A 13,652-nucleotide genomic window follows, 5' to 3' on the forward strand; every position below is an offset into this window, starting at 1 on the left:
TTTTACGCGTCGCTTTATGAATAAATACCTTCGTCTGTCACGTAGCCAAAAAGGAGTGTAGTGTGTTGCAGATTGACAAATTAAGGGGGAAAGAGCTCGATCAGCTCTTTCAGGCGATCCTTTCGTTAAAAAATATTGATGAGTGCTATGAATTTTTTGACGATCTATGCACGATTAATGAAATTCAATCACTTGCCCAACGGCTTGAAGTAGCGAGAATGCTTCAGCACGGATATACGTATCACAAAATTGAATTGGAAACCGGTGCAAGCACCGCAACCATATCACGTGTGAAACGGTGCCTGAATTATGGAAACGACAGTTACCAAATGACTCTCGACCGTGTGCATAATGAAAAACAGGAACAGGACTCACAATAGAGCGTAACAGACAGACGCGTATAAAACTCCCGCCGGACTGCCGGATGGGAGTTTTTTTGCGGGGTAAACGGTATAAGTTTATTTAGTAACGGCGGTGGATTTGGTATAATGAAAGACTGAAGAAAGAAAAGCGGAAAGGCCCGGGATGTTTGGCCGTTTCAGGTATCAGAAGCTTCAAAGGAGAACGTGTCTGAGCTTATCTATTTGCATAAAGGGAGTACGTCAGAATGCTATCATATTCAGAATGGAAACATGTCTTCAAGCTGGACCCGGCGAAAGCGATCAGCGACGAAGATTTAGAACACATATGTGAGTCGGGAACAGATGCGGTCGTTGTAGGAGGAAGCGACGGGGTTACCCTTGATAATACATTGAATCTTCTGGCCCGGGTGCGACGGTTTCCAGTCGCATGCGCGCTTGAAATCTCAAATATAGAGGCCGTGACGCCCGGCTTTGACTGCTACCTCGTGCCGACGGTGTTAAACGCCGGGGATGCGCGCTGGATTACTGGGCTGCATCAGGAGGCACTGAAGGAAATGGGCCCGGCCCTCGAGCAGGAGAAAGTGCTGGCGGAAGGATACTGCATTTTAAATCCGGATGCCAAGGCAGCAGCGTTAACAGAGGCGAAGACGGAACAGACGGACGAGGATATTGAAGCATATGCCGCGATGGCGGACCGGTTGTTTCATCTTCCGATTTTTTATATAGAATACAGCGGCACCTACGGAGATGTGCGCATGGTTCAGGAAGCACGCAAAGCATTGCAGGAAGCAAGGCTCTTTTACGGCGGCGGCATCCGTTCGAAGGAACAGGCAGCGGAAATGGCTGCTTACGCAGATACCATCGTAGTCGGAGACATTGTGTATGAAGACATCAAAAAAGCAATTCAGACCGTCAAGGCGGTCAGACCATAGCGTGAATCACAAATATTCGGTATACTGAGCAGGAACGTATGTTCCTTGATACTTATGAAAGGCGGTGGCATCATGCAGCGACAAATCATTGAGCGCATGTTATCCGGAATGAACGAGCCGCAGAAACGGGCGGTGCAGCATACAGAAGGCCCACTTCTGGTTATGGCCGGGGCGGGAAGCGGAAAAACCCGGGTGTTAACCCACCGGATTGCTTACTTAATCAGAGAAAAAATGATTCCGCCTTACGCGATTCTTGCGATTACTTTTACAAATAAAGCAGCCAAAGAAATGAAAGAGCGTGTCGGTAAACTCGTCGGCCCGGTTGCGGAGGACATTTGGATGTCGACCTTTCACTCGATGTGCGTCCGTATTCTCCGCCGGGACATCGACCGGATCGGCTATAACCGGAACTTTTCGATACTGGATTCAAGCGACCAGCTGTCTGTCATCAAGCAGATCTTAAAAGACCAGAATATCGACTCGAAAAAATTTGAACCACGGGCGATCCTTGGCATGATTTCGTCCAATAAAAACGTGCTTGAAACACCGAATCAGTTTGCAGAAAGAGCAGAAGGGCCGTTCGAAGAAATTGCAGCGGATGTTTATAAAGAGTACCAGCGCCGGCTCCGGAACAACCATGCCCTTGACTTTGACGATCTAATCATGAAAACGATCCAGCTGTTTGAAGACGTGCCGGAGGTGCTGCAGTTTTACCAGCGGAAATTCCAGTACATTCATGTGGACGAATACCAGGATACCAACCGGGCGCAGTACATGCTCGTGAACATGCTCGCAGCAAAGCGGCACAATCTCTGTGTTGTAGGGGATTCGGACCAGTCCATCTACAAGTGGCGCGGGGCGGATATACAAAATATCCTTTCCTTTGAGCGCGACTACTCGGAAGCGGTCACTATTTTCCTCGAACAGAACTACCGGTCGACGAAAACGATTCTGCGTGCGGCAAATGAAGTGATTAAAAACAATGCCGGACGTAAAGAAAAAACGCTCTGGACGTCGAATCCGGATGGGGAAAACATCTATTATTTTCAGGCCTCCAATGAACGCGACGAAGCGTATTACGTAGTGGATAAAATTAAAGAAATTACGAGAAAGAAGGATATACGCCACGGCGATATTGCCGTTTTGTACCGGACGAACGCGCAGTCCCGTGTGATTGAGGAAATGTTCGTCAAATCAGGCGTTGAATACAATATGATCGGCGGCACCAAGTTCTACGACCGGAAAGAAATCAAGGACCTGCTCGGCTATTTGCGGACAGTCGCGAATCCGGACGACGACATCAGTCTGGGCCGGATTGTAAACGTGCCGAAACGGGGCATCGGAGCCTCCACGATGGAAAAGGTGACAAAATATGCTGCGAGTCAGGATATTTCCCTCATCCATGCGCTGCAGGAGGCCGATCAGATTGGTCTCGGCGCCGGACCGGTCAAAAAGCTGCAGTCCTTTGCCGAGCAGATGAAGCACTGGATGGAGATGCAGGACTACCTTTCAGTCACCGAACTGGTTGAAGAGCTGCTGGAGAAGACCGGCTACCGGGAAGCGCTGAAAAATGAACGCTCGCTGGAGTCCCAGAGCCGCCTCGAAAACCTCGAAGAATTTATGACGGTAGCCCAGGAGTTTGAAAAACGGAGTGAGGATAAATCATTAATTTCCTTTTTAACGGATCTGGCGCTCGTGGCTGATTTGAACGAAAATGACGACACAGACGTGCGGGACAAGGTAGCGATGATGACCCTGCACTCCGCCAAGGGACTGGAGTTTCCGACCGTGTTTCTTATCGGGATGGAAGAAGGCATCTTCCCGCATAACCGTTCACTGTTTGAGCCCGAAGAGATGGAAGAAGAGCGCAGACTCGCCTACGTTGGAATGACCCGGGCCGAGCAGGAGCTTCACCTGACCCACGCTTCCATGCGGATGCAGTACGGACGAACGCAGGCAAATCCGATGTCGCGGTTCATTCAGGAGCTCCCGCAGGAGCTGATTTCCGGGCGTGAAGAAAAGCAGCAGGCTCCTGCCGGCGGGAAGACGGCGTCCCCGTTTGAACGCAAACGCCAGGCCGCGACAGCTGCGCCCCGGGAAAGCAAAGCACCGACGCCAAGCGGAGGCAGCGATCTTGCCTGGAATATCGGCGACAAGGCCAAGCACAAAAAATGGGGAACCGGTACCGTGGTCAGTGTACGCGGTGAAGGCAATGACATGGAGCTCGACATTGCCTTTCCGAGCGAAGGCGTCAAGCGGCTGATGGCCACGTTTGCCCCGATTGAAAAAGCGTAGAAAGGACGAAGCCGATGGAGAGAAAACAAGCAGAAGAACGTGTGCAACAACTCCGTGAGCTGTTGGATAAATACGGCTATTATTACTATGTCAAAGACAATCCAATCGTGCCGGATGCGGAATACGATGAACGGCTGCAGGAGCTGATCCAGCTTGAAAATGATTTTCCGGATCTGCAGGCTCCCGATTCTCCAACGGTCCGGGTCGGAGGAGCGCCACTGGAGGGCTTTCGCAAGGTGCAGCACCGGATTCCGATGCTGAGCCTCGGTAACGCGTTCAACGAACAGGATGTGCGGGATTTTGACCGGCGGGTGCGCCAGGTGACCGGCGACAATGTGGAATACGTGTGCGAGCTGAAAATCGATGGCCTGGCCGTATCGCTTTCCTATGAGGACGGACTCTTCGTCCTCGGGGCCACCCGGGGCGACGGCACCACCGGAGAGGACATTACCCATAACCTGAAAACGGTCCGGGCGATCCCTCTGCGTCTTGACGAAGCGGTGGATATTGAAGTGCGTGGGGAAGTGTTTATGCCGGAACGTTCGTTTCTCAGCCTGAATGAAGACAAGGAGAAAAATGGAGAGGAACCGTTTGCCAACCCGCGTAATGCAGCTGCGGGTTCTCTCAGACAGCTTGATCCGAAAATTGCGGCCAAGCGGAACCTGGATATTTTCCTGTACGGCGCCGGCAACGACGATGAGCTCGACGTGAATACGCACGCTGAGTCGCTTGAGTTTATGGAGCAGCTCGGATTCAAAGTGAACCCGGAAACAAAAAAATGCCGGACCATCGAAGAAGTGCTGGAATTTGTGGACTACTGGACGGAAAACCGCAACGGACTCTCCTATGAAATCGATGGCATCGTTATCAAGGTGGACGATTTAGGCCAGCGGGAGGACCTTGGATTTACAGCAAAAAGTCCGCGCTGGGCGACGGCCTATAAGTTCCCGGCAGAAGAAAAAGTGACGACGCTCGAGGATATTATTTTAAGTGTTGGACGGACCGGCGTAGTGACCCCGACAGCGAAGCTGACGCCGGTCCAGGTGGCGGGGACGACGGTGCAGCGGGCCTCGCTTCACAATGAAGACCTGATCCGGGAAAAAGGGATCAGACTCGGGGACCAGATTGTCGTTAAAAAGGCCGGGGATATTATTCCGGAGGTCGTGCGTGTGCTCACAGAGCTCCGCGAAGGAAATGAACGGGAATTTGAAATGCCGACCGAGTGCCCCTCCTGCGGAACAGAGCTTGTACGTCTCGAGGAGGAAGTGGCTCTTCGCTGCATGAACCCGAACTGCCCGGCCCAGCTGCAGGAAGCGTTGATTCATTTTGTCTCCCGGGGAGCGATGAATATTGACGGTCTCGGAGAAAAGGTGATTCAGCAGCTGTTTTCGCATCAATTAGTGTCAGGCATTGAAGACATTTATAAGCTCGACCGGGATGAACTGCTTGAGCTTGAGCGTATGGGAGAAAAATCCGTTGATAATCTGTTGAGAGCGATTGAATCGTCCAAAGAAAATTCATTGGAGCGCTTATTGTTCGGTCTTGGAATCCGGTTTGTCGGCTCTAAAGCGGCCCGGACCCTCGCGGAAGAATTCGGTACGATGGAGGCGCTTGAACAGGCAGATAAAGAGCAGCTTCTTGCCATTTATGACATTGGTGAGAAGGTGGCGGATTCCATCGTCAGTTATTTTGAACAGGAAAACGTTTCGGCACTGCTCGGGGAACTGCGCCGGCTCGGGTTGAATATGGAATATAAAGGCCCGCGGAAAGCAGCACAGGCAACAGATACAGTATTCAGCGGTAAAACGGTCGTTCTTACCGGCAAGCTGCAGGAATTAACCCGTAAGGACGCCAAAGAACGTATTGAGGCGTTGGGCGGAAAGGTTACCGGCAGCGTCAGCAGTAACACGGATATCGTGGTGGCAGGAGAAGAAGCCGGCTCTAAATTGGAAAAAGCGAGAGAGCTGGACGTTACCGTTTGGGACGAACAGCAGTTGATTGAGCAGACAAATGAATAAAAAAAGATAAAAGTAGCTTGTTTCACTCGGACATACCTTCTAAGATAGAGATGGGAAAGAAAAAAATGTAAACCTCTGGACGCACAAAAAAGAAAGAATATCTGGAAGGAAACGCCGGGAATGGAGGAAATGATATCATGCGGAAAAGAGCCGGCCTTGTTATAGCTGCTTCCGTGTTTGCATTATCAGGATGCGGATTGTTTGGCGGGGATGAATCAGAATCAGAGGATTCTCAGCCGGAATCAGAAGAAGATTTGTCACTGAGCGCCGGCATTCCAAGTCTGGATGAGTACTACCGGGCGGTGCTCACGGACGACGGCCAGTACGTCACGGGTGAATCCCGGGGACTCAGCAATTCCATTGTTTATAACCGCTTTGATCTTGAGCGGATGGAAATTGGCATGCAGGAGCTTGCTTCGGAAGAGTTCAGCCAGGACAATTATTACTTCCGGGAAGGCCAGGTTATCGAACGCAGTGAATTAAACAACTGGTTGCTCCGGGAAGGCGAAGAAGGCGACGGTGAATCGACAACGAGGCCGAGAGGGCTGAATCCACCGCTTGCCGGCAGTAAAGGAGACGGGTTTGAGGAGCGCGAACGCGGTGAACCGAGAACAATGTCCAATCTGCTTGAACATAACTATATGGAAGAGGGAAGCGGAGGCCTTGAACTTGGCGGTATTGTCATCGGGCTGTCGATGAATGAAACATATTACTTCCGCGAAGAATATGAAGACGGTACATACGGTCCGTGGCTCGAGGAGTCCATCAGTGAAGAAAATGCTCTCGAGGACGCGCAGCGTATTGCAGAAGAAATTACCAAGCGCCTGCGAAACAATGAGCGTGAAAACTCGGACCGGATTGAAGAGGTGCCGGTCATGTTTACCATCTTCCAGGAGGCGCCGAGAGATTCGAGTGTGCCGGGAACGTTTATTGCCACTGGTATGGCTGAGCCGGGGCAGGAGCCCGGAAACTGGAATGAGTTAAATGAATCGAACTATCTGTTCCCGTCTTCGGAAGCAGAGGAAAATAACCGTTCTGATTCCGAAATGTTTGATGAGTTTAGTAACGAAGTGAACAGCTTTTTTGAAAATACAGTTGGTGTGGTTGGAGAAGGTCATTACGTCAACGGTGAACTCGACAGCCTGACGATTGATATTCCAATTCAATTTTACAGTAAAACAGAAATTATTGCCTTTACTCAGCACGTGGCGGATAAAACAGAAGATATTTTTCCAAACGGTCTTGAAGTTGAAGTGAATATTAATTCTTCCTCCGGCCAGGAAGCGTTAATTACGAAAGAACCGGGAGAAGATATGTACGTTCACGTATACAATGAGTAATTTGTGAACTCGGGAAGTGGGCACAGTTGCCCGCTTTCCTTTTTCTTTGATATGATCAGAGTATTGTCGCAACAGAAGAACGATAGCAGCATTTAAAGGAGGAAAAACTGATGGCTCATATTTCAAAAGAAGACGTGGAGCACGTGGCCCATCTGGCACGACTTTCCGTTTCTGATGAGGATTTGGAAAAGCTGACCGAAGAGCTTGATGCGATCATTGGATTTGCTGAACAGCTCGATGAACTCGATACGACTGACGTGGAGCCGACATCCCACGTACTGGATATTCACAACGTACTGCGTGAAGATACCATTCAACCATCGCTTGACCGGGAAGAAGCATTAAAAAATGCTCCGGACCAAAAAGACGGCCAGGTCAAAGTACCATCCGTGCTGGAGTAAAAGAAGGGAGATAACGTATGTCCATTTTGGAAGAAAGTGTAGCGTCGTTACATACAAAGATAAAAAACCAGGAAGTAACTGTCGCCGAACTGGTGGAGGCTTCATTTGCCCGTATTCGTGAAGTAGACGCAGACGTAAAAGCGTTTTTAACGTTAAATGAAGACCGGGCACTTGAGCAGGCTGAAAAGCTCGACAAACAGATTCAAAACGGCGGCGAGGTTCCGTTTTTGTTCGGCATGCCAGCAGGCATTAAAGACAATATTATCACCCAGGATCTGCGGACCACCTGCGCGAGCCAGCTGCTTGCAAACTTTGATCCGGTCCATAACGCAACTGTGATGGATAAACTGGGAGAGTCGGAAACAGTGACGGTCGGGAAGCTGAACATGGACGAATTTGCCATGGGCTCCTCGACGGAAAACTCCGGTGTGCAGGAAACGAGAAACCCGTGGAACACTGAGTACGTACCAGGCGGTTCGAGCGGCGGTTCAGCAGCCTCTGTGGCAGCCGGCGAAGTGCTGTTTTCGTTAGGGTCGGACACGGGCGGATCCATCCGTCAGCCGGCGTCCTACTGCGGGGTTGTCGGCTTGAAGCCTACCTACGGACGCGTATCACGGTACGGTCTTGTTGCTTTTGCTTCTTCCCTGGATCAGATCGGGCCGCTTACCCGTTCGGTTGAAGATAATGCTTACGTATTGCAGCAGATTGCCGGTCATTCCGAGAACGACTCAACCTCTGCAGACGTGGAAGTACCAAATTACCTGGAGGCACTCGGCAAGGAAGTTAAAGGCCTGAAAATTGGCGTGCCGTCCGAATACATCGGGGAAGGCGTGGATGAAGGCGTCAAACAGCGGGTGCTTGAAGCGCTGAAAGTTCTGGAAGAGCAGGGTGCTGTATGGGAAGAAGTCTCCCTTCCGCATTCAAAATACGCAGTGGCTGCGTACTATTTAATCGCTTCTTCGGAGGCTTCGGCCAACCTGGCCCGCTTTGACGGTGTCCGCTACGGTGTCCGCGATGAGAACGCGAAGGACCTGGTGGAAATGTATAAAGAAACCCGCAGCAAAGGCTTCGGTGAAGAAGTAAAGCGCCGGATCATGCTTGGAACATTTGCTTTGAGCGCCGGTTATTATGATGCCTACTACAAGAAGGCCCAGCAGGTGCGGACGCTGATCCGCCGGGATTTCGAAAAAGTGTTTGCCGACTATGATGTCATCGTCGGGCCGACAGCGCCGACGACCGCGTTTAAACTCGGGGAACAGCTCGATGATCCGCTCACCATGTACGCTAACGACATTCTAACCATTCCGGTAAACTTGGCTGGTATTCCGGCAATTTCTGTGCCGTGCGGCTTCTCGGATAGTATGCCGGTCGGCCTGCAGATTATAGCCAAGCCGTTTGCTGAAGAAACGATCTATACAGTTGCTCACGCATTTGAACAGGCAACTGAACACCATAAAGCCAGACCGGAATTATAGGGGAGGAACCAGGACCATGAACTTTGAAACAATCATTGGACTCGAAGTCCATGCAGAGTTAAAAACAAACACAAAGATTTTCTGCAACTGCTCAACCGAATTTGGTGCTCCTCCGAATACGCATACGTGCCCGGTCTGCCTGGGCCATCCGGGAGTGCTGCCGGTTTTGAATGAGCAGGCGGTCAACTACGCCATGAAAGCAGCGCTTGCACTGAACTGCGACATTGCCGCAGAAACGAAATTCGACCGGAAAAACTACTTTTATCCCGACAACCCGAAAGCTTATCAAATTTCCCAGTTTGACCAGCCGATTGGGGAAAACGGGTGGATTGACATTGAAACAGAAGAAAACGGGCCGAAGCGTATCGGTATCACCCGCATTCATATGGAAGAAGACGCCGGAAAGCTCACGCACGACGAAGATGGAGGCCACTCTCTCGTCGATTTTAACCGTGTCGGCACACCACTGATTGAAATTGTGTCAGAGCCGGATATTACGACGCCGGAGGAAGGCTACGCCTACCTGGAAAAACTAAAAGCGATTCTGCAGTATACCGACGTTTCCGACTGCAAAATGGAAGAGGGATCGCTCCGTTGTGATGCGAACATTTCCATTCGTCCGGCAGGCCAGGAGGAATTCGGCACGAAAACTGAGCTGAAAAACCTGAACTCATTTACGAATGTGCAAAAAGGACTGGCATTTGAAGAAGAGCGCCAGGAAAAAGAACTGCTTGCCGGCGGGGAAGTACTGCAGGAAACGCGCAGGTGGGATGATGCGAAAAAAGAAACAATTCTGATGCGTATCAAAGAAGGCTCGGACGATTACCGTTACTTCCCGGAACCGGATCTGGTGACGTACTATATCGATGAAAACTGGAAATCACGGATCGGGGCGTTAATTCCCGAGCTGCCGGACGCGCGGAAGAAGCGTTACATCGAGGACTTCGGTCTTTCCGAATACGATGCATCGGTACTGGTGCAGTCCAAAGCAATCGCGGACTTTTTCCAGGAAACTGTTGATGCCGGAGCGGACAGCAAGCTTACAGCCAACTGGCTGATGGGCGAGGTAAGCGGCTATTTAAACAACAACGATATGGATATCGAAGAGACCGCGCTCACCCCGCAGTCGCTTGCCAAGCTGATTGAACTTATTGAAAAAGGCACCATTTCAAGCAAAATTGCCAAGCAGGTATTTGCAGATGTTATGGAGCAGGGCGGCGATCCGGAACAGATCGTAAAAGATAAAGGACTTATGCAGATCTCCGATGAAGGAGAGCTGAAACAGGTGGTCGACGGAATACTGGATAACAATCCGCAGTCGATCGAAGACTACAAAAACGGAAAAGACAAAGCGCTCGGCTTCTTAGTCGGACAGGTGATGAAGGAAACGAAAGGGAAAGCCAACCCGCAGATGGTGAACTCTTTAATTCTTGAAGGCATGGAACAGCGCTAATACGAAAAACCCCGCAGCGTTAAAACTGCGGGGTTTTTGTATGCTCCGGGCCAGCGCCGAGAATGGCCGGAAGCCAGAAGCGCGAACGCATGGTATAGACGACGTGATCGACGTAATGGTCATACAGCCATTCGGCATTGCGCACATATTTGTATTTTTCAAAGCCGAGCCGCTCCGGAATAGAACGACTGGGCCGGTTGTTCGGAGCAACACAAATATCGACACGCCTGAGGTGAATGTCCCGGAAGGCATAATCAGTCAATCTCTGCACCGCCCGGGTCATAATGCCTCTGCCCTGAAACGGGGCAGCGAGCCAGTAGCCAATAACGGTGCGCCGGGTCAGGCGGTACACGTGGTTGAAGCTGATGGCACCGGCGAGCCTGCCTTCAAACCAGATGCCAAACGTGTAGGAGGTGCCGCGGCGGGCAAGCTTGGCGCGGTGCTCAAAAAAGCGGAGTACGTCGCGCAGCTCGCGTGTCTTATCCACCCACGGCAGCCAGTGCCGCAGATACGAACGATTGTCCTCCACCAGCTGCAGGTAGTCGGCAGCATCTTTATCTTTAAACGGACGAAGGTATATTTGGGAATCCACAGTAAACTCAGCCATTTTTTATCCCCTCCGTAAACTATAGGTGGAGAGTATTTTCCCGATAATCTGCAGGATATAACCCATTTTATGTTTAAGCGGAAAGTCTGGCCCATTCGTGCAGGCGCCAGCGCATATACACAAACTGATTCGGGGGGATATGCTGAAACGTATCAATCAAAAGGCCATAACAGACAGGCTCTGCCTCAAGTGCCTCCTGAAGGGTGGCAGGGTGTTTGTGCCAGATTGTACCCATCATTTCAATATAAGGGAGGCGCGTGCCGATAAGGGCACTCTGTTCAAACACGTGGTCGCGGAGCTGGCAGAGCTCGGCCGGATCATCCGCGTGATCCAGCTGGTACAAAAATTGTTCCACAAAGTAAGCAATATGTTGATCCGGGTGCATGTCCGCTCCTCCTATGCCGATGAATGTTTAGACAGTAAGTAATAAAAAAAATCCCCTGCCAGCTAAACTGCAAGGGATACAAAAATATAACAGGGGTAAGCTTGGTTAATGGTGTGAAACGTGTGTCGAGGGTGACGGTTTACGATTATTTAAAAATAATTACATTATTCCTGGCAAGTTAACTAGTAACTGGAAATCGCCAGCAGCGCCAACTGTTGTTACTAACCCTATAGCTACAGTCAATTTAATTAAATTAGCTTTCACTGAAAACAACCCTCCTACAAGAAACTCTGTAATTATTTTCTATATGCATTATGACATATACGAGCATAAATATCTTTGGGCGTCTAATGCCTTCATTGCCCAATAATTAGGTAAAAGCTCTAGAATTGTGGTAAAATCTAGGTTAGTTAGAACTATAGTTCTTAAAAGGTGGTTGTATGGAAGATTCAAATGTCGGGAAAAAGTTAAAAGATTTAAGACAGTACTACGAAGTTAGTCAAAGAGAACTGGCTGAAAATATTTGCTCTCAAAGAGCTGTTTCCAAAATTGAACGAGGAGAAATGCAGCCGACCGCAGATATCCTGCACCAAATGGCGATAAAACTAGGAGTGAAAATCAGCTATTTTTTTGAAGATCATGAAGCTCCCCGATTTAACTATATACAGGAAACTAAGGATAAAATTGATAAATTAGTACGTATATATGAATTAGAAGAAGCAATGAAAATCATTAGACAGGAATTAAAAAATCCACTATTTCGAAAGCCTGTCCATCTTAAATTTTTATTATGGAAAAGAGCTGCCTGCCACTCTAAATTAACGTTTGAAAAAGAAGAGTCTCTGGAATTATTAAAGTTAGCCATGGATGTGGATACAGGCTCTTTAAGCATCACAGAAGAAGATATTGGTATATATATAAATATTGGTACAGTATATATGGATATGAACGAATATGAAGATGCCATTTATTATTTTAATAAGGCTCTTGCTCTTTATACAAAACTTCCTGTGGCACAATGGGATACTTCCAAAACAAAAATTTATATGAATTTGTGTATTGTATACTCTAAAGCTATGCAGTTTGAAAAAAGCCTGGAAATCGCAAATGAAGGATTGACATATATATATGAAATAGAATCAGTGTATCTGTTAGGTGAACTTTATTACCAAAAGGGGGTAGCTTTATTTTATATGGGCGAATATGCGAATGCTTTACGGTGCATGGAAAAAGCCATGTTTATCCTACAAGATAAAGGGCAAAAGATGTTTTATGATTTTATAGAAGAAAATTACCTGCGATTTCAAAGGGCTACCTTTGCACAACGCTCCAAGTTTAAGCCAAAAAATATAGACTCTACAACCGCTACTGTTTAATTAGTTAACAATAGTATACAATTAATTAGTAACGCATGGAACAATGACGGAAAAAGATAGTTCTTTTATATATTATCCAGATGAAATGAAATCTTCGATGTAATAGGGGTTAAAATATGCGAAAACGAGCAAGAGTCATCTACAATCCAACGTCCGGAAGAGAACAGATGGAGCGGCAGGTGCCTTATATATTAGACCGGATGGAGCAGGCGGGGTACGAAACCTCGGCCTTTATGACCCGCGGGGAAGGCGACGCCCGGGACGAGGCACGCCGCGCCTCGGAGGACAGATTCGAAGCCGTGGTCGCCGCAGGCGGGGACGGGACTATTTTTGAGGTCATTAACGGAATAGCCGAACAGGAATGGCGCCCCAAAGTAGGACTTATTCCTGCTGGAACGACGAATGATTTTGCGCGTGCCCTTGGACTGCAGGGAAAAGAAATTAAAGAAGTCTGCGATGTATTTGCGCGCGGACGCACCCAGGGCATTGATATAGGAAAGGCAAACGGCTCATACTTTATTAATATTGCTGCAGGCGGGAAGCTGACGGAGCTCACATATGACACTCCGAAGGGGCTTAAAACGGCGCTTGGACAGGCCGCCTATTTCATTAAAGGGTTTGAGAAATTCTGGTCCCTGCATCCGCAGATGACGACTGTTGAATATGATGGAAAATTTCTCGAGGAAGAAATTACAATGTTTCTCGTATCCAACACCAATTCCGTCGGCGGATTTGAAAAGTTGCTACCGCAGGCAGAATACAATGACGGCTATTTTGATGTGCTGATCGTACAGAAGATGACGATGTTTGAATTCAGCCAGCTTTTGCGCCAGGCCTTACGCGGGAGGCATCTGGAAAATCCTAAAATCAAATATTTTAAAGCAAAACATCTCCGTATAGAGGCAGAGGAAGACATGCAGCTGAATCTTGACGGGGAATACGGCGGCCATCTGCCGGCGACGTTTGAAAATTTATATCAGCATATTGAATTGTTCTGCCCATAAAAAA

General features: G+C 48.9%; 12 protein-coding genes. 10 read left to right on the plus strand and 2 right to left on the minus strand.

Annotated features, from left to right (window positions below; translation table 11 throughout):
• The first annotated feature begins 65 nt into the window (after positions 1-65).
• From BLV22_RS12370 to gatB, 8 genes are all read left to right on the plus strand, one after another.
• Positions 66-380 carry a YerC/YecD family TrpR-related protein gene (locus BLV22_RS12370; RefSeq protein ID WP_091615863.1) on the plus strand — a complete coding sequence of 105 codons (315 nt, stop codon included), beginning with the start codon at positions 66-68 and terminating at the stop codon, positions 378-380.
• A gap of 227 nt (positions 381-607) precedes the next feature.
• Positions 608-1,294 (plus strand): heptaprenylglyceryl phosphate synthase, encoded by a 687-nt coding sequence (pcrB, locus tag BLV22_RS12375; RefSeq protein WP_091615865.1) that lies wholly within the window; start codon positions 608-610, stop codon positions 1,292-1,294.
• Between the two features lie 72 nt (positions 1,295-1,366).
• Entirely contained in the window at positions 1,367-3,589 is a 2,223-nt protein-coding gene (gene pcrA / locus BLV22_RS12380) for a DNA helicase PcrA (protein WP_091615868.1), read from the plus strand.
• Between the two features lie 14 nt (positions 3,590-3,603).
• A complete protein-coding gene (gene ligA / locus BLV22_RS12385; protein WP_091615871.1) occupies positions 3,604-5,607 on the plus strand; it encodes an NAD-dependent DNA ligase LigA in 2,004 nt (667 codons plus the stop codon).
• Between the two features lie 137 nt (positions 5,608-5,744).
• The gene (locus tag BLV22_RS12390; protein ID WP_091615874.1) at positions 5,745-6,947 is read left to right on the plus strand and encodes a CamS family sex pheromone protein; all 1,203 of its coding nucleotides are present in this window, start codon (positions 5,745-5,747) and stop codon (positions 6,945-6,947) included.
• A 110-nt stretch (positions 6,948-7,057) separates the two neighbouring features.
• Positions 7,058-7,348: an Asp-tRNA(Asn)/Glu-tRNA(Gln) amidotransferase subunit GatC gene (gene gatC, locus BLV22_RS12395; RefSeq protein WP_091615876.1), complete on the plus strand. Its 291-nt coding sequence runs from the start codon at positions 7,058-7,060 to the stop codon at positions 7,346-7,348.
• A 17-nt stretch (positions 7,349-7,365) separates the two neighbouring features.
• Positions 7,366-8,823, plus strand: coding sequence for an Asp-tRNA(Asn)/Glu-tRNA(Gln) amidotransferase subunit GatA (gene gatA, locus BLV22_RS12400; protein ID WP_091615879.1), 1,458 nt, complete (start codon positions 7,366-7,368; stop codon positions 8,821-8,823).
• A 16-nt stretch (positions 8,824-8,839) separates the two neighbouring features.
• Positions 8,840-10,276: an Asp-tRNA(Asn)/Glu-tRNA(Gln) amidotransferase subunit GatB gene (gatB, locus tag BLV22_RS12405; RefSeq protein WP_091615881.1), complete on the plus strand. Its 1,437-nt coding sequence runs from the start codon at positions 8,840-8,842 to the stop codon at positions 10,274-10,276.
• 19 nt (positions 10,277-10,295) lie between these two features.
• On the opposite strand, the gene BLV22_RS12410 is transcribed toward gatB, so the two are convergent.
• Positions 10,296-10,883 (minus strand): GNAT family N-acetyltransferase, encoded by a 588-nt coding sequence (locus BLV22_RS12410; protein ID WP_091615884.1) that lies wholly within the window; start codon positions 10,881-10,883, stop codon positions 10,296-10,298.
• Between the two features lie 73 nt (positions 10,884-10,956).
• Positions 10,957-11,268, minus strand: coding sequence for a hypothetical protein (locus BLV22_RS12415; protein WP_091615886.1), 312 nt, complete (start codon positions 11,266-11,268; stop codon positions 10,957-10,959).
• Positions 11,269-11,708: 440 nt separating this feature from the next.
• Between BLV22_RS12415 and BLV22_RS12420 the strand changes: the two genes are divergently transcribed.
• Both BLV22_RS12420 and BLV22_RS12425 read left to right on the plus strand, forming a co-directional pair.
• Complete coding sequence (locus BLV22_RS12420) at positions 11,709-12,644, plus strand: helix-turn-helix domain-containing protein (RefSeq protein WP_091615888.1); 936 nt, start codon at positions 11,709-11,711, stop codon at positions 12,642-12,644.
• Between the two features lie 116 nt (positions 12,645-12,760).
• Positions 12,761-13,648: a diacylglycerol kinase gene (locus tag BLV22_RS12425; RefSeq protein WP_091615889.1), complete on the plus strand. Its 888-nt coding sequence runs from the start codon at positions 12,761-12,763 to the stop codon at positions 13,646-13,648.
• The last annotated feature ends 4 nt before the right edge of the window (positions 13,649-13,652 follow it).

Source organism: Marinococcus luteus (assembly GCF_900106595.1).
In the GTDB taxonomy this organism is placed as follows: Bacteria; Bacillota; Bacilli; order Bacillales; family Marinococcaceae; genus Marinococcus; species Marinococcus luteus.